The sequence below is a fragment of the Radiobacillus deserti genome (genome assembly GCF_007301515.1).
GTDB classification, from domain to species: domain Bacteria; phylum Bacillota; class Bacilli; order Bacillales; family Amphibacillaceae; genus Radiobacillus; species Radiobacillus deserti.
The window spans coordinates 3,432,683-3,450,702 of the sequence record NZ_CP041666.1; the positions used below are offsets into that span (position 1 = coordinate 3,432,683).

Annotated in this window: 14 protein-coding genes; 2 read left to right on the plus strand and 12 right to left on the minus strand. The window is 40.9% G+C overall.

The window, feature by feature from the left end; all coding sequences use genetic code 11:
- Positions 1–86: 86 nt before the first annotated feature.
- The gene (locus FN924_RS17940; RefSeq protein WP_143896875.1) at positions 87–2,045 is read right to left on the minus strand and encodes a beta-glucoside-specific PTS transporter subunit IIABC; all 1,959 of its coding nucleotides are present in this window, start codon (positions 2,043–2,045) and stop codon (positions 87–89) included.
- A 353-nt stretch (positions 2,046–2,398) separates the two neighbouring features.
- Here FN924_RS17940 and FN924_RS17945 point away from each other — a divergent pair, with 353 nt between their 5' ends.
- The gene (locus FN924_RS17945) at positions 2,399–3,010 is read left to right on the plus strand and encodes a transposase (protein WP_228409505.1); all 612 of its coding nucleotides are present in this window, start codon (positions 2,399–2,401) and stop codon (positions 3,008–3,010) included.
- A 334-nt stretch (positions 3,011–3,344) separates the two neighbouring features.
- The gene (locus FN924_RS17950; protein WP_228409506.1) at positions 3,345–3,635 is read left to right on the plus strand and encodes a hypothetical protein; all 291 of its coding nucleotides are present in this window, start codon (positions 3,345–3,347) and stop codon (positions 3,633–3,635) included.
- A gap of 126 nt (positions 3,636–3,761) precedes the next feature.
- Here the strand turns inward: FN924_RS17950 and FN924_RS17955 are convergent, their stop codons facing one another.
- From FN924_RS17955 to FN924_RS18010, 11 genes are all read right to left on the minus strand, one after another.
- Positions 3,762–4,370, minus strand: a complete 609-nt coding sequence (locus FN924_RS17955; RefSeq protein WP_143896879.1) for a hypothetical protein — start codon at positions 4,368–4,370, stop codon at positions 3,762–3,764.
- 403 nt (positions 4,371–4,773) lie between these two features.
- On the minus strand, positions 4,774–5,265 hold the full coding sequence (locus FN924_RS17960) for a methylated-DNA--[protein]-cysteine S-methyltransferase (RefSeq protein WP_143896880.1): 492 nt from the start codon (positions 5,263–5,265) through the stop codon (positions 4,774–4,776).
- Positions 5,258–6,166: a DNA-3-methyladenine glycosylase family protein gene (locus FN924_RS17965; protein WP_143896882.1), complete on the minus strand. Its 909-nt coding sequence runs from the start codon at positions 6,164–6,166 to the stop codon at positions 5,258–5,260. Before FN924_RS17965 ends, FN924_RS17960 begins: the two co-directional genes overlap by 8 nt.
- Position 6,167: 1 nt before the next feature.
- A complete protein-coding gene (locus FN924_RS17970; protein ID WP_407691998.1) occupies positions 6,168–6,737 on the minus strand; it encodes a bifunctional transcriptional activator/DNA repair enzyme AdaA in 570 nt (189 codons plus the stop codon).
- 107 nt (positions 6,738–6,844) lie between these two features.
- Complete coding sequence (locus tag FN924_RS19810) at positions 6,845–7,987, minus strand: GrpB family protein (protein ID WP_323368630.1); 1,143 nt, start codon at positions 7,985–7,987, stop codon at positions 6,845–6,847.
- Between the two features lie 148 nt (positions 7,988–8,135).
- A complete protein-coding gene (locus tag FN924_RS17985) occupies positions 8,136–8,558 on the minus strand; it encodes a PaaI family thioesterase (RefSeq protein ID WP_143896884.1) in 423 nt (140 codons plus the stop codon).
- Between the two features lie 91 nt (positions 8,559–8,649).
- Positions 8,650–10,338, minus strand: coding sequence for an AMP-binding protein (locus tag FN924_RS17990; RefSeq protein ID WP_143896886.1), 1,689 nt, complete (start codon positions 10,336–10,338; stop codon positions 8,650–8,652).
- Between the two features lie 26 nt (positions 10,339–10,364).
- The gene (locus FN924_RS17995) at positions 10,365–12,137 is read right to left on the minus strand and encodes an acyl-CoA dehydrogenase family protein (protein ID WP_143896888.1); all 1,773 of its coding nucleotides are present in this window, start codon (positions 12,135–12,137) and stop codon (positions 10,365–10,367) included.
- A gap of 32 nt (positions 12,138–12,169) precedes the next feature.
- Entirely contained in the window at positions 12,170–13,354 is a 1,185-nt protein-coding gene (locus FN924_RS18000; RefSeq protein WP_143896890.1) for an acetyl-CoA C-acyltransferase, read from the minus strand.
- A 19-nt stretch (positions 13,355–13,373) separates the two neighbouring features.
- Positions 13,374–15,770 (minus strand): 3-hydroxyacyl-CoA dehydrogenase/enoyl-CoA hydratase family protein, encoded by a 2,397-nt coding sequence (locus FN924_RS18005; protein ID WP_143896892.1) that lies wholly within the window; start codon positions 15,768–15,770, stop codon positions 13,374–13,376.
- Positions 15,771–15,788: 18 nt separating this feature from the next.
- Positions 15,789–17,960, minus strand: a complete 2,172-nt coding sequence (locus FN924_RS18010) for a (Fe-S)-binding protein (RefSeq protein WP_143896894.1) — start codon at positions 17,958–17,960, stop codon at positions 15,789–15,791.
- Positions 17,961–18,020 lie beyond the last annotated feature (60 nt).

The following is an 18,020-nucleotide window of genomic DNA, read 5'->3' on the forward strand; positions in this document are numbered from 1 at the left end:
ACTTGAAGGTCAAGGTTTTTCCAAAATTTGCACAAAAAACCAGCAAGGGTCATACCCCTTGCTGGTTCGCATCAGCTATCGGAATGTTACGATGGTAATGGATAAACATTACCTTCTGTCTCAACATGGTTGCTTTGGTTTACATGTAGTATTGGTTCACCTGCCACAATACTTCTTTCTTCCTCCAAAACGTCCATATCAAATTGATCTGAGTTCGTTACAATAATTGGTGTTGTAACCAAGTATCCTGCTGACTGAATACCCTCGATATCAAATTCCAGAAGAAGCTGCCCTTTCTCTACTTGATCGCCTTTTGCTACGTGAGCTGTAAAGAATTCCCCTTCTAATTGAACCGTGTCCATCCCAACATGGATAAGGATTTCCGCTCCGTTTTCCGTTGTGATTCCAATCGCATGCTTCGTAGGGAACAAAGCAGATACGGTACCGGCAACTGGTGCTGCTAGCTTTCCTTCTGTTGGTTCGATGGCAACGCCTTTCCCTAGTGCTCTTGATGCAAACAACTCATCTTTTATGTTGGAAAGGTTTTGAACTTGACCAGTTAATGGACTCACTACTGTATCAGAACCGTTTACTGTGCTTTTAGGAGACTTTTTTTTTACTGTTTCTTTCGGTTCTTGGTCTTCTTTTTCATTCCCCAAACCAAAAAGGTATGTTAGTACAAAACCTAGAATAGTTGCTGCGATAATCGATACAATCATACCCCAGAATGGAGCGTTAAGACCTTCTGGACCGATAGCAGATGGAATTCCGAAAATTCCAAGTCCACCGATCATGTAATTTTGTGTCCCGAATAGTCCGATTGCCGCACCACCAAGACCTGCCACGATACAGCTAATGATGAACGGACGTTTTTTCGGTAATGTAATACCGTAAATCGCTGGTTCTGTAACTCCAAAAATACCTGAGATAAATGCTGGGATACTTAATGACTTCAACTTTTTATCTCTAGTTTTTAGCCATACGCCAAGTACTGCACCTGTTTGTGCAAAAGATGCTGCAAATACGGTTGCCAGAATTGGATCTGCACCTTGTGTTGTAAGGTTGTTAATAGCAACTGGAACAAGACCCCAGTGTAAACCAAAGATTACGAAAACTTGCCAGAAAGCTCCTAGGAACAATCCTGCAATAATAGGGCTTAAGTGATAGATCCACAATGTAGCGGATCCTAGTAAAGATCCTGCCCAAGTAGCGATCGGTCCGATTACGATAAACGTGATTGGGACAACTACTAATAACGTTGCAAATGGTACTAAGAATGTTTTTACGACATCTGGAATCGTTTTCTTAAAGAAGTTCTCTACTTTTACTGCAAAGAATGTTGCCAAGATAATCGGAATTACGGATGATGAGTAGGTCATTAAAATGACCGGTATTCCTAAGAATTCAATATATACTGGTGATTGGAACATCGTATCTGCAAACAAAGTATAAAGCGGTTCACCTGCAGTGATTTGTGTTAATGTCGGGTAAACTAATGCTCCCCCAATGGCCATCCCAATAAATGGGCTTCCTCCGAATTTCTTAATTGCTGTGTAGCCTAGGAAGATTGGGAAAAAGTAAAATAATGAATCCCCAACTGCGTTTAAGATTTGATACGTGCCGGAAGTATCTTCTAGCAATCCAGTTGCTAGAAATAACGCGTTAAACCCTTTAATCATCCCTGTTGCAGCTAATACGCCTAGTACTGGTGTGAAAATGCTAGAAATAATATCAATAAACTTGTTAAATGCGCTTTGACTTTCATCATTTGCTTCTTCAGTAGACGCTGCTTGGTTAGCAAACCCTCCAACCTCTACTACATCTTTATATACATCTGGAACGTGGTTTCCGATAACGACTTGATATTGGCCACCACTTTTCATTACAGTTACGACGCCATCCATGTTTTTCAACACGTCTGTGTTTGCTTTGCTTTCGTCTTTTAATTTAAAGCGCAAGCGAGTAATACAATGGACAACACTGTTAACGTTTTCTTTTCCACCAACATTTTCGATAATGTCTTTAGCCAATTGCTCATATTTCATGAGTTGACCCTTCCTTCTATTTGTTATTTTGTTTGGGGCAATAAAAAAACCTGAACTGATATGAACATGCACACTATTAGTGCGTTCATATCAGCTCAGGTTATGCCCGAATGTGGTAACATTCCTTACTGATGAGTTGAGTATAGCACCTTACGAAAACGTTTACAATACATTTTTTAAAATATTTTCTGGTAGTTTATGGTGCCTGTCACCTCCCGGTTTGTGTCGCTACTTGTCGAATCATAGAATATATGATTTTGTGCCTGTCACCACCCGAGTTTTGTCGATTTGGTATTTTGCTCTCTGCTTATGTAATCGGTACTCTTATCTCATAACCTAAAAGGAGTGGTGATATGGGAAGGAAAAAACGAGAATGGCAACCCAACTATTTCTATCACATTGTTTGCAGGGGGAACAGAAGGGATGCGTTATTTCTCTCCGATCAGGATTACATATCCTTTTTTCGCATCCTTAATAATGTCTATGAACGGCGACCATTCGAGTTAGCCTGTTACTGTTTATTAACAAACCACTTTCACCTCCTACTTCGTTCGAAGGAGCAGCCTATTTCAAGCGTCATGTCGGTTATCAATAAAAAATACGCCTCCTATTTCAATACGAAATACAATGTGACTGGACATGTTTTCGAGGAAAGATTTTATGACAGTATCGTACCAGATCCACTTGCAATACTAGACGTCAGCTCTTACATTCACCTCAATCCACTTTTTGCTGGTTTAGTGCGAAATCCAGCTGAATATCCTTGGTGCAGCTATGGATACTTTGCGAACAAACGTATGAAACAAAATCAATCTCCCTCTCCCTTCTTAACCTTAGAAACCATACTCACTCCATTCCCAGGGAACCTGAACCAGAAAAAACGTTTATATCGTAACCATGTGATGGAATTTCATCGTTTAAAAACTGAGCGTGAGGAGAAGAAGATTACAAAAAAACAAAACTAGCACATTTTAATCTATCAACATTCGACATAGTTCGGGGAGTGACAGGCACCAATATAACTTTACAAACTGCAGGCGAAACGGCAGCATCTAATTACGACACTACTAGTGAGGGGCCAGCAAGCAAGAATCAAAGTACAAATCCTTATTTAGAAACGACAAAAAAATGTGTCTAGGCAGTATTTCGGACATTTTATGGCACTTGTTAAAAAGCCGTATGAAACTAGTTATTTAACCGGTAAAAACTAGTTTGTTAACGGAATTATTACTTTTGTTCTATATGCACTAATTATTCGTTTCATTTTCTTTTTCACGTTAAAGGGACTCGTATCGAATCTTGAATCATTTAGCGGTGTTTGTCGCGATTTTGATAGTAGCTCTATTATTAAGTATCCTTAAAATAAACATCTCATTAATAGTTACGTTGATAGGAATGACCGGGTCCATATTTATAGTACCACCACTTGTTATCGCAAGCTTTAAACGTATTGAAAACCAAGGTTTAGATACTTTTTACGGTTCTCATCTAACTTATGTAGTTATCTTCCTATTGCTTTACCTTATGTGTGATTTCTTATTTCAAGCAGTGCAACCTGTCGTATCTAGCTTTCTACCGTTTGGATATTAATCCATTACAGTGAATAAGCGGCACCGAATCCATTGGAGGATCGATGCCACTTTTTTCGACACATTTCGGGGTGTGCCTGTCACTTCCCGGTTTCGACAGAAATCGGGAAGTGACAGGCACCTAGCTCTACTGTTTCTTTTCCTTTTCTTGTTTCATCATGAGCATATTCAATGGCTGGTTAGAGCCCGTTATTAGCTTGTAGAAGAAGGTGGACGTCAGGTTATACCCTTCTTCAACTCGTTCAGATAGATGATTGGCTCTTTCATAAATGATAGAGCGTAGATTATCTAATTGACGCGTTGTTTTCTCCATAAGCGCTTGTTGATTCTCTAAGCGATCCATGACTTCATCCTGCTTATCACCATTCCCGCGCATTCTTTCCGACATATTTTCACTTACCTCAATCAAATGCTGCAATTGCCCTTTTAACTCATCATATTGTCCTAACTGTTGAATAATCTCCTGATTCGATGCTGTTAAATGATTTAACTGTTCAATCATACCTTGGGTCAACAGTCCTTCTTCCTGAAGGGTTTTGCGTAACTCCAGATTGTTGGCATCTAATTTCGTTAACCATTCTTTTGTCCTATTCTCGAATTGCTCATGCTGAAAACTACTTTCTTTAAGCTCTTCTAATTGTTCACCGATCTCATTCCAATGCTTTACTTTTCGATGCTCTTGCTCTTGATTTAGCTTTCGCAAATCATGTAAAGAGGATAGCAGTTTCTCATTCATGTCCTTCTGCTCCTCCATCATTTCTGTGAAATAATTTATTTTAAAATTTTCTTGGTTATGTCCCATGGGTTTCGTCTTACTCTTAAATATTCCAGGATGCTTGCCTATATTAAAAAAAATGCCCAATCGTTCCACCACCTTTGTCATTTTTCTATTATCGTATGCACGAAAGGTGAAATAAGGGACACTTAGCCTAAAAAACCTCCTTATAAGAAGGGTACAGCAAGAAAGTCTGTTATATAATCTAACAGTCCGTTAGACAATATTAGCAATTAGCGATTAGAATGAATTACATCCCATTCACGCCTTGGTGAGACACCTTTAATCTAAGCGCATGGGTTAAAGCTGTCTCACCAACTGTTTGAAAACCCCACTTACCATTTAAAGTAGTTCACTTTCTACTTTAAATGGTACTTTGCTTTTTTATCTTCTTTTCATGGGTCAAAAGCCACTCTTTTCTCCACAATTCTCCCGCATAACCAGTGAGTGTTCCATTTGCCCCAATAATTCGGTGACACGGAATGGCTATTGGGATTTGGTTTTTACCATTAGCACTACCAACGGCTCGTACCGCTTTTTCATTTCCTATATGTAATGCAATATCCTTATAGGAGCCTGTCGACCCATAAGGAATCTCCACTAAAGCCTTCCATACTTTCTTTTGAAATTCCGTCCCTTTTAATTCGTAAGGAAATTCGAAATATAGTCGTTCTCCCTGAAAATATTGTTCAAGCTGCTCGCAAGCTAATTCTACCGCTCCAAATCTACCATTTATCTTCTCGTTCTGTATTTCTTTTCTATCTGAAAAATGGATAGTATGTACCGCTTCTTCTGTTCCCGTAATCTCCAATATCCCAATAGGAGATTGTAAGTCTACTTTGTACGGCTTACTCATCTAAATACCTCCATAAATAAAAAGTAGCAAACGCCTCAAAGCCTTCCCAAGGTTTAGACCATTCTTCAATCTCTTGTATAGAAGGTTTTTGACTTAAGTTAAACCGCTTCTTCAATGCATTATGAAGCCCTACATCAGCTATCGGAAATGCGGAAGGGTGTTGTAGACATCGCATCATCACATAGTCTGCAGTCCATGTACCTACTCCTCTAAAAGAGACTAAAGCAGCGCGTAAGCTTTTATATTCCTGCATGTCTACAAGAGAGCCTTTACTTAGCTCCCCTTTTTCTATAGCTCGAGCTACACCAATAACATATTCCGCTTTTCTAGCACTAAATTGTAGCTTTGTAAGATCCTCCACGTTTAAGCTGGCGACTACAGAAGCCGAAGGAAATATCCAATATGTTTCCTTTTCAATTGAAAGAAAAGCTCCGTATGACTCAACAAAGCGTTTTTTTAACGTGTATGCAAAGGCTAGGTTAATTTGTTGTCCAATTATAGCCCAAGTCATCGCTTCAAATAAATCAGGAATTGAAATGATTCTTAACCCTTTATACAAAGGAATGATCGGCTGAAGCACGATATCATTGCTACCTATTCGATAAAATTTTTCGAGACTCTGGTTGAATCCAAGCCAATCCCACACATATTCCGCAACCTTCTTACGCTCCGAAGAGCTTGTCTTCTTATTTACTATTTCCACCATTACATCATTTTCTGGACAACTCACTTTTAACAAGAGCTTCTCGTTCTCTATTTGAACAAGTTTCCATACACTATTGTCTTTGACACGATGCAAGATCTCCGAGTCTGAGCGACTTAAAAACCGTACACACTCTTTAAAACTAAATAAATTAGGAGGAATTATCTCTATATATGTTTCGTAATCATACCACTCCACGTCATTCACTCCTATTAATCTCCATTCTCCGGTATGCGTGCGGGGATAAACTTACCCTTTTTTTAAACACTTTATAAAAGCTAGAAGGACTATTAAAACCTACTTCGTAGCAAATATCGAGATTGGTTTTTGATGTATGTTCCAGTAAATGGATGGCTTTCTCAATTCGCATCTTTTCTAAATAAGTTCGCGGTGTAGTGCACATTTCTTGTTTGAAAATTCGTTCCAAATGAAAGGGACTTACTCCTACGTGCTCAGCTACCTTTTCTAACGTAACAGTTTCGTTCATATGGTTCATTAAATATAGGACCGCTTGCTGCACTATTTTCTCTTGTGGAGATCTATCCACCTCAGGCTGACACCTTTTACATGCGCGATAACCAGCTCGCTCTACTTCTTTCCGATTTAAATAGAATGCCACATTTTGCTTCTTTGGTTTTCTTGACTTACAAGAAGGACGACAGTATATCTTCGTAGTTTTTACAGCCACATAAAATAATCCATCATAGGTCCGGTTACCTTTCAAGAATATGTTCCACATCTCTTCAAATGACCATGTAGCATTGGACAAGCTATCCCCTCCAAAGGCTGTCTTTTCGCCTATTATATCCCTTTTAATAGTGGTTTTCGTCCTTTTTCTTGCTCTTACAGTCTATTTGTTTTGAAAACGGTAAGACCTTACATCCCCAAACACTGTATCAATTGCTCCCTCGACATAAATCCTTTGATACCATGAGTTTCTAGCAAGTAGCTTACAATTTCGTCATCCGTTAGGCCTACCTCCCCTTTTAACCCATGCATAATCGTCCGTACATATTCTATAGAAGGTGGATTTAATTCCTCCTCTAACAATTCATTTGGGCTAGTAAACGTGAAGATAGGTACTCCATCTGCTTCACCTAAATAAAGCACATTCCCGTACCATGATTCGCGAAAGACTTCGTTCCCCTTTTCTATGACTTTCTCTATATCCAGATCTACATGAGAAACGCTGTTTTCTTGTGCAACGACATCCAAGAACTGCTCTTTCGTTATCATATACATATAGCTATATGTATGAGATTGCTCATTTTTAGCAGGGTCAATAAAAGCAACTCCCTTTCCTTGCCACCGCCCCGCTTCCTTCGCAAAAAATAACTCATGCTTCATTACATATGACTGTTCTTTAACAGGAAGTGACTGATCTCTACATCCTGGATTGTCCCTTGTTGCACCTTTTGGTGTTCCGCCCTGGATATAGCAAAGAAACCGCTCTTTGTTCATATTTGAACCGTAAGAGGCATACCACACATATTCCTTATGCTTCTGCTCCTCCCTATACCAGGCTAATGCTTTCTTTTCTAAGTTCGTAACAAATGGTTCCTTCCCCTGAATATAGGAATCTATTTGATAAGGAAATTGCTTTGCCAATTTTTCTTTTAAGTCTCCATATGCCTTAGCTTCTTCTGGAAACGACCGCAAATAATCCCGAAATACGAGGTGACGAGTAATTTCTGGACTACCCTCCTGATACATATGGACGTGATGAGTTCGTTGATCTCCACCTTTTTGAAAATATCTTCTTCCCTCTATGCCATTTTCTCCCTTTAGTTCATATCCCAGTGCTTCCATCGCATCCTTGTAAGCATCTATACACGATATATCCTTTACAATCGGCATGATGTCGATAATAGGCTTTGCTTTTAACCCTTGAACAGAGGTACTACCAATGTGATGAATGTCCAATAACTCTCCTCGAAAAATTTGCTGCAGCTTTGTTGCTTCTTTTTCAAAAAGCTTTTTCCATTTATCTTGATAGGGGAGTACAACTACTTTTCTCATTTTTTCTCACCTCCAAATGTTTCACAGTGTTGAATATATGTATATGAACTATTGTACCAAATGAACTCTAACCTTCTTTCATCGGTAGCGGCCGTCAAAAAATAGAACGAAAAGAAGTCTTCTAAAAGTGAAGACTTCTTCCATATACTTACTTAATCACTCGAAACGATCCTGTTCCGATCGTACATACTTTACCATGCTCATCTTCAATCCTTCCTTGTGTGGTTAACATGGTCTTGGATTCGTGAATGATATCTGCATAAACCGTTATGTGTTGCTTCTTAATTTGTGACATGAAATGGATATTGAGATTGGTGGTAACTGTACTTTCTTGTGGTCTTGCGGCCATGGTAACAAGCCCCATGGCATTGTCTAGCATGCTGGCATGAACGCCTCCATGCAAAATGTGCAGTAAATTAAGGTGGTGGTCTTTCACATCTAAGGAGATGACGACTTGCTTCTGACTAAGCTCAATCATTTCACAGCCTAAAAACCCCCAAAATGTTTTATCCGCATCCTTTACTAGCTCTGAAATGTAGTGATCCCAATCAAAGGAGGTTGTCTTCACCATACACTTCACACCTCTTTTCCATGATCTTAGTAAGGAAAAACCGCGAACTGATGAAACGGTCGCGGTTCACATTCCCCTTCAAAGCCTGTGCTTATTCGTTACTCGTCGTTTCTAGTTTTTTCTTCTCTTCTTCTACAACAAGTCGTCGTAACGTTTTTCCAACTAACGTTTTTGGAAGACTATCTCTAAACTCATAGCTCCTTGGAACTTTAAATGATGCTAGTCGCTCTCGACAGAAGGCTTCCAATTCCTGTTCTGTCGTCTGTGCTCCACTTTTTAATACGACATATGCTTTTACCGTTTCACCACGATACGGATCTGGAATACCGGCAACAACGACATCCATGACGGTTGGATGGTCAAACAAAACTTCCTCTACCTCACGCGGATAAATATTGAATCCTCCAGCGATGATAAGGTCCTTTTTACGATCCATAATATAAAAGAATCCTTCATCATCCATGACCGCCATATCTCCTGTATATAACCATCCATCTCGGATTGCTTTACTCGTTTCTACGGGTTGGTTCCAATACCCTCTCATTATTTGAGGCCCTTTTACAATTAATTCGCCAACTTCCCCTAGTTCTAGTTCTTCTCCTGTCTCCGAATCTACTACCTTGGCATCTGTGTCGGGAAATGGAATTCCAATAGATCCCAGTTTACGCTTTTCCCAAATATTATTTGCGTGTGTCACAGGCGATGCCTCTGTAAGTCCGTATCCTTCGATCAGCTTACCACCTGTAATCTCTTCAAATACCTCTTGTACTTCTCCAGGTAGTGGCGCTGCTCCACTAATACAAATCTCGATCGAAGATAAATCATAGTCTCGTATCTTCGGATGATTAATCAGAGCGATATACATCGTTGGTGCACCTGGAAATGTACTTGGTCTTTTTTTACTAATGAGCTTCACTGCCTCATCCGCATCGAATTTCGGCAACATAATCAAGGTACCAGCTAACAGCATAGACTGGTTCATCAATACGGTCATGCCGAACACATGGAAGAAAGGTAAAGCTGCTAAATAATTTTCTTTTGCTTCCTCGCTTTTATAGCTCCAGGATCTAGTTTGAATCGTATTTGCCACAAGATTGTAGTGGGTAAGCATAACACCTTTAGACAATCCTGTGGTTCCTCCAGTATATTGGAGCAGAGCCAAGTCATGTTCAGCATCCACCTCTACTTGAATCGGGGCTTTAGATGCACCATGAAGCACACTCTTAAAGGATAGGACATGTTCCGAATAGTCTACATGTAAGGAATTTCCTTCCTTTCTCGCTTTTAAAGGATAAAGTACATTTTTTGGAAAAGGCAAATAGTCTTTTATTGACGTATAAATAACCTTTTCCACTTTTGTTTTTGGTACTACCTTTGAAATCCTTTTGAATAAAAGGTCTAATCCTATTAACAGTTTTACACCTGCGTCATTGAGCTGATGGTTAAGCTCTCGTTCCATGTACGTAGGATTGGTTTGTACGACAATCGCTCCAATTAAGAGTGAACCGTAGTAAGCAATGACCGATTGCGGGCAATTCGGGAGCATAATCGCTACCCGATCGCCCTTTTTAATTCCTAGCTCCTGCAACGCATGTGCAAATTGATACGTCTCTTCTAGCAGTTCTTCATAACTAATTTTTCTACCAAGGAAATACAATGCTGTATGTTCCGGATACTTCGCCGCAGCGTCTAATAAAAATTGTGCCAAGTTTTGCTTCGGATAGTCATAAGACGGCAAAACTTCCTTGGGGTACTGATTTAACCATAATTTTTCTACCATTTGATAACCCCCTGTTTGGCTTTTTATTATACGACGTAACGCTCAGAAGCAACCACGCGTTCGGCTATCTCGCGTTTTAACGCTACCGTATTCACTGGAGTACGGCGAGCCAGCTTTTTCAGAACCGATAGTTGCGTACGCAGCATATCACCGGACTCAATCGCTGATAAGCCTTCTTTTGCAAGTGACTCAATCTTATCAAATGCTTCGTGGATAAATACCTCTGTCATCGCAATTGCGTTTGCTGCTTTCTCTTCGCCTTGTTTATCCATTAATTTCTTCGTTCTCAAGTAAGCGCTTTCTGCAGCGAACACTTGAATCATGATGTCTGCAAGAACACTTAAAACTTCCTGCTCATCTTCTAGCTTCTGTTGATACTTTTGAACCGCTAGTCCTCCAACCATGAGGAACATTTTCTTTGCCATAGATACTAAGTGTTTTTCCTGCTCTAAGCGTCCCTCAAAGGTTTGGCCAGGCACTAATGTGAGTAGCTCTGATTGAAGAGCTTGAGCTTTTTGCATAAGTGGAAGCTCGCCTTTCATCGCTTTCTTCACGAGGGTACCAGGGATAAGGAGACGGTTGATTTCGTTCGTTCCTTCAAATATACGATTGATTCTGGAATCGCGGTAAATTCTTTCTACTTTATATTCTTGAATAAAACCATATCCGCCGTGGATTTGGACCCCTTCATCTGCTACAAAATCTAATGTTTCAGAACCGAATACTTTATTGATAGAGCACTCTAATGCGAACTCCGCAATTGCTTTCGCAGAAGCAACACCAGCGTCTGGACTACTAAAATCAATATCACTCATTCCTTCATCGATCATACCAGCTGTGCGATACACCATGCTTTCTAGAGCATAGGTACGAATATTCATATCTGCCAGCTTTTGACGAATCAGTGGGAAGTTGGCAATTTCTCTAGAAAATTGTGTTCTTTCCTTCGCGTATTTAGTGGATAACTCAATGATTTCTTTTGCTCCACCTAATCCACCTGCTGCAAGCTTATAACGACCGATATTTAAAATATTGAACGCAATAAGGTGTCCTTTTCCAACTTCCCAGAGAAGGTTTTCGACTGGGACTTTTACATCTTCTAAAATTAATGGACAGGTTGAGGACCCTTTAATCCCCATTTTCTTTTCTTCTGGTCCAATACTAACACCATCCATTGTTTTTTCTACGATAAACGTGCTGAAGTCTGTACCATTTACCTTTGCGTACACAATAAAAACATCTGCAAAACCAGCATTCGTAATAAATTGCTTGGTACCATTCAAGATATAATATTTTCCGTCGTCCGACAAGGTTGCCGTTGACTTTGCACCTAAAGCGTCTGATCCGGAAGAAGGTTCTGTTAAGCAGTATGCTGCAATTTTTTCTCCTGTCGCAAGCTGTGGTAAATATTTTTTCTTTTGCTCCACTGTACCGAAGTACACAATTGGTAACGTCCCAATTCCAACATGTGCGCCTAGAGATAAGGCAAAGGAGGATGCTTTAGATAGACGCTCACTAATTAACGTGGAGCTTACCTTATCTAAGCCAAGTCCCTCATACATTTCCGGAATATCTGCACCTAAAAGCCCTAACTCTCCTGCTTTTTGAAGAAGCTCAACAGTAAGATCATAATTTAGCTTCTCGATTTCTTCGTCCTTTGGCACAATCTCCCCATCTACAAAATCTCTCGTTGTATCCGCTATCATTTTTTGTTCTTCTGTAAGTTCATCCGGTGTTACGACAGATTGAAAATCTACATCTTCAATAATAAAGCTTCCACCAACCGTTTTTACTGCCATGTTCCATTTCCCCTTTGTTTTAAAATTTTGTTTTAATCTGCATGAACCTCAAATACACCAGCAGCACCCATACCGCCACCAATACACATGGAAACCACTCCATAACCTCCACCACGACGTTTTAATTCATGGATTAAGGTAGAAGTTAGCTTTGTTCCGGTACAGCCTAATGGGTGACCAAGTGCAATCGCACCACCATTCACATTTACGATGTCTTCATTAAGATTTAATTCCCGTATGACTTGAAGACATTGAGAAGCAAATGCTTCATTTATTTCAAAGAGTTTAATATCCTCTTGGCTGACTCCCGCCATTTCTAATGCTTTCGGAATTGCTTTAATAGGACCTACACCCATAATTTCTGGTTCCACACCAGCAAGTGCAAAGGACTTGAAGGTTGCAAGTGGCTTAAGTCCAAGCTCCTCCGCTTTTTCTTTACTCATAATAACGCAAGCCGCTGCTCCATCACTCATTTGAGAGGAGTTTCCGGCAGTTACAGATCCTGTTTGCTTAAACGCAGGTCGTAATCCACCTAGCACTTCTGCGGTTGTACCTTCTCTCACCCCTTCATCTGTGTCAAAGGTAACTTGCTTTTCCCAGCGCTTGCCGCTATCGTCGACACCTGACAATGTTGTTTGAAGCGGTACAATCTCTTCTTTAAATTTACCTGCCTTAATTGCTGCTGCCGCTTTTTGATGACTAGACGCTGCAAACGCATCTTGATCCTCTCTCGAAACCCCGAAGCGACTGGCCACTTCCTCTGCTGTAAATCCCATCCCCATGTATGCTTCCGGCATTTCCTCCACAATTTTCGGATGTGGGGCTAGCTTAAATCCTGTCATTGGAACGTGGCTCATGCTTTCTACCCCACCTGCAATCACAACATCTGCGTGGCCGAGCATTACGCGCTCTGCCGCAAATGCAATGGACTGAAGGCCAGAGGAACAAAATCTATTTATCGTTAATGCTGGTGTCGTTACCGGGAATCCAGCATAGAGAGACATCGTTCGCGCAAAGTTAAGACCTTGCTCTCCTTCCGGCATCGCACATCCAATAATGATGTCCTCAACTTCTTCCTTTTTTAAGCCCGGTGCACGTTTGATAACCTCTTCTAAGACTGTTTTTCCCAAATCCTCTGCACGTGTTTGAGACAATGTTCCTCTTTTAGCTCTACCCACTGCTGTTCGAGCAATGGATACAATGACTGCTTCCTTCATGCTTTGTCACCCCTTTTCGTTAATTGCGCAACGCTTTTCCTTTTGTCAGCATGTGCTGCATACGTTGTTGTGTCTTCGGTTCTCCACAAAGACTTAAAAATGCTTCTCGTTCTAAGTCAAGCATGTATTGTTCGGTAACCAACGTGCCAGCTGGCACGTCGCCTCCTGCTAAAACGTGAGCTAATTTATTTGCAATTAATTGGTCATGATCACTTATTAAACCACCTAGCTTCATTTGGTGTGCACCCAATTGCATGACCGCTTTTCCATCTCTTCCAACGACGCGAATTTTTTCCTCCGGTTTTGGCGTGTAGCCATCCTGGACGAAGCGTAACGCCGCTCGTTTTGCCTCAAAAATTAAGTGATCTGGATTCGTAACAAATGTATCCGTTGGTCGCATGTAGCCTAGCTTCTTCGCATCTGCCGCACTTGTCGACACTTTAGCTGTTCCTACATTTTCAAAGATTTGATTCACATACGGCTGGATGTCTACTTCTCGATTCGTGACTGATTGACTTAAACGAAGGGTTAGTTCTTTACAGCCGCCACCAGCAGGTATTAAACCAACTCCTACCTCTACTAAACCGTAGTATGTTTCCGCTGCTGCTACCACTTGGTCAGCTGGCATACATACCTCAACACCTCCACCTAAAGCCATCCGGTGTGGGGCCGCAACAACTGGCTTCTCAAAGTGTTTTAACGTGTACATCGTATTTTGGAACATGCGAATGATATTGTCGACTTCATCCCATTCCTCATCCTGGGCTTCCATTAATAGAATCATAAGGTTGGCACCAACACAGAAGTTACGTCCTTGATTTGCAATAACTAAACCCTCATAATTTTTGCGAACCTCTTCCATGCTCTGTTGAATCATAAGTAGGATGTCTGCTCCAATGGCATTATTCGGTGAATGGAATTCTAAACAAGCAACACCATCTCCAAGATCAATTAAACTGGCACCGCTGTTAGACGTAATCACTTTATTTTGTTCCTTCAAAGAACGTAAATGGATAACCTCTGGCTTCTCTTCTCTTGCAGTAAAGGACCCCTCCGCTACATAGAAGGTTTGCTGGTTCTCTTTTTTATAGAAAGACTCATTTCCATCTGCAATCCAATCTTTAACCCACTTCGGAATCGTTAAGCCTTCTGCTTCCATCTTTTCTACAGAGCGCGTTAATCCAATTGCATCCCATGTTTCAAAAGGTCCTAATTCCCAATTGAAGCCCCACTTCATTGCTTCATCCATTTCCACGATGGTATCCGCAATTTCCCCCACTTTTTCAGCGGAATAAAGGAGGACTTGTTTCGTAATATTCCAAGCTAACTCTGCGTAGCGGTCTTTCCCACTTAGCAGTGCCTTCACTTTATTTTTTGCACCCTTAGCAGTTTTCGCTGCTTCTAGAGAAGGACTGCTAACCTTTTGCTGCGATCCATATTCCATCGTTTCCAATTGAAGAGAGAGGATTTGTTTCCCTTGTTCATTTTTGATTTTCTTATAAAACCCTTGGCCTGCTTTTTCTCCAATCCAGCCTTTTTCCACCATATTTTTAAGAACAGAGGGGGCATTAAATACTGCTTTTTCTTGTTCATCCTCTACTTTTTCAAATACATTGTGGGCAACGTGCACAAAGGTGTCTAATCCGACTAAATCCAAGGTCCGGAATGTAGCACTTTTTGGACGCCCCATCGCCGGGCCTGTAACAGCATCGACTTCTTCAACGGTATATCCCTTTTCAAGCATTTCAGATAGCGTCACCAAAAGCCCAAATGTTCCAATACGGTTTGCGATGAAATTCGGGGTATCCTTGGCTACGACAACACCTTTCCCAAGCGTTTTCTCCCCAAATTGCTTCATCTCTTCTACAATCTCAGGATTCGTTTGTTCCCCTGGGATAATTTCTAATAGCTTCATATAACGTGGTGGGTTAAAGAAGTGCGTCCCTAAAAAATGCTCCTTAAACGCATCACTTCTTCCTTCTACCATCGCATTAATCGAGATACCCGACGTATTTGAGGTAACGATTGTACCTGGCTTCCAAACCTGCTCCACTTTTTCGTAAAGCTGTTGCTTGATTGCAAGATTCTCTACGACTACCTCAATAACCCAATCTACATCCTGCAGTTTCGCTAAGTCGTCTTCGATATTCCCTGGTGTAATAAAAGAAGCATAATCAGAATCAAACAACGGTGCTGGTTTTGTTTTTTTAAGTCGTTGAATGGCTTTTGTGGCCAATCGGTTTCGGACTGCTGGATGATCCAGTGTAAGTCCTTTCGATTTTTCTTCCTCCGTGACATCTTTCGGTATAATGTCTAATAAAAGTGTAGAAATTCCTACATTAGCGAGATGAGCAGCAATGCTTGCACCCATAACACCTGAGCCAATTACAGCGGCCTGACGAATGTTTCTTGCCATACTTTATTCCCTCCTAATTTACATCGCCTTTTTGTCTTGCTCTTCTTCTACTCCAAAAACAGCCTCTTCTAAGATTTCCGCAATATCTCTAGCACGAACAGCTTCCTCCACTTCCTTCGATTTTGTTCCATCCTCTAGCATGGTGAGACAGAATGGACAAGCACTACTGATGATGGTTGGATGAACTTCAAGTGCCTGCTCAGTTCGGGCTATATTCACGCGCTTCCCTGCTGTTTCTTCCATCCACATCATGCCTCCTCCGGCGCCACAGCACATGCCGTTTTCCCGGTTTCGGTCCATTTCCACTACCTCTACTCCTTTGATGGCTCGAAGAATATTTCTAGGCTGATCATATATATTGTTGTAGCGTCCTAGATAACAAGAATCGTGATACGTAATACGTTCATTCAACACATACTGCGGGGTCAATCTTTTCACTTTTACGAGTTGGTCCAGCAACTCTGTATGGTGAAGGACCTCTACCCCTTCTAGCCCGAACTCTGGATATTCGTTTTTCAGCGTATTAAATGTATGCGGGCAAGCGGTTACAATTTTCTTCACGTTATACTTTTGGAACGTCGCAATGTTTTCCATGCAAAGCTCTTGGAACAGGAGCTCGTTCCCCATTCGACGTGGTGTATCGCCAGAGTTTTTCTCTTCATTTCCAAGAATGGCGAAGTTAACCCCCGCTTCATGGAGCAGTCGTACAAACGCTTTAGAAATTTTTAAGCTGCGATTATCGTATGACCCCATAGAGCCTACAAAATAAAGAATATCGAAATCTGGATTCTCTTTTACGGTAGGAACTGGAATCCCAGCGATATCTTCTCTCCACTTGGCACGATCATTACGATTAATCCCCCAAGGGTTTCCTTGACGCTCAATGTTTTGCATCGCACGCTGTCCTTCTTGTGGGACACTACCTTCCATTAAGACGAGGTGCCTTCTTAAATCAATGATTTTGTCCACGTGTTCATTTCCTACAGGACATTGATCCTCACAGTTTCGGCAAGTCGTACATGCCCAAATCTCATCTTCTGTCATCACATCCCCAATTAAGTTCACATCTTCCGCTTTTTTCTCCCCAGTAGACCAAAGCATTTTTTGCAAGCTGATTGTCGGCTCTATATTTGTGATAGAGTCACTGCTCCAATTGGTATCCAATCCACCGTCCGGTTGCTGGAACGAATGAGTTCCCATTTCTGAAAAAGCGTAAGCTGGTACCCAAGGGGATTTTGAGGTCAAAACAGCGCCCTTTTCCGTTAAATGATCACGAAGCTTCGCAATCATATGCATAGGTGAGAGAATTTTTCCGGTATTGGAAGCTGGACAAACATTCGTACAGCGCCCACATTCGACACATGCATAAAAGTCAATCATTTGTTTTTGAGTAAAGTCTTCTATTTTTCCTACTCCAAAAGATTCTGCTTCTTCATCTTCTAAATCTAAGGATGTTAATTTGCCAACTGGCTCTGTTTTTTTAAGTAAAATATTGATCGGTGCGACCATAAGGTGAAAGTGCTTCGATTGTGGAACATAAATAAGAAAAGAAAGTAAGATTAGTAGATGCGCCCACCAGAAGATATAAAAGAAGACCGTGGCTGCTGTTACTCCGACTCCAGAGAAAGCGGCAGCTATCACAGAAGAAATTGGCGCATACCAGGAAAATTCCATATGGTGTATGACTCGTTCAAATCCTAAGGAGAACAGAACGGTAAACATTAAAGAAAAAATCAAAAAAATGACAACACTTGGTTTCCAGCCTCTTTTTAGACGAGGTAGCTTCTCTCCGTACCTGCGGTATGCAGCATAACCTACTGCTAAGAAAATAAGTAAGACGGTAATTTCCTGGATCAGACCAAAAACGTGGTAACCAGGAATCGGTAACCCCTTCGCGCCAAGTCCTTTGACAATAATATCTAAAGCACCGAACTGAAGGATAATAAACCCATAAAAAATGAGGACGTGCATAATCCCGCTTTTCTTATCCTTCAACAGCTTTTGTTGTCCCAACACTTGAACGACAGCGGTTTTAAACCGTTCCTTCAATTGTTTTTCCATTGTGACTGGCTGCCCAAGCTTTACATATAAGTAGCGATGATAGACAACCTTTGCAAACAGATACAAACTGTAACCGCTTACAACGAGGAATGCAAAAAACTGTATCCATTGCCAACCCACAACGATCATTCCTTTCTCGTAGTTTTGCTTACTTTCAACATATGAATCTCTTAATCAAAAAGACTAGTA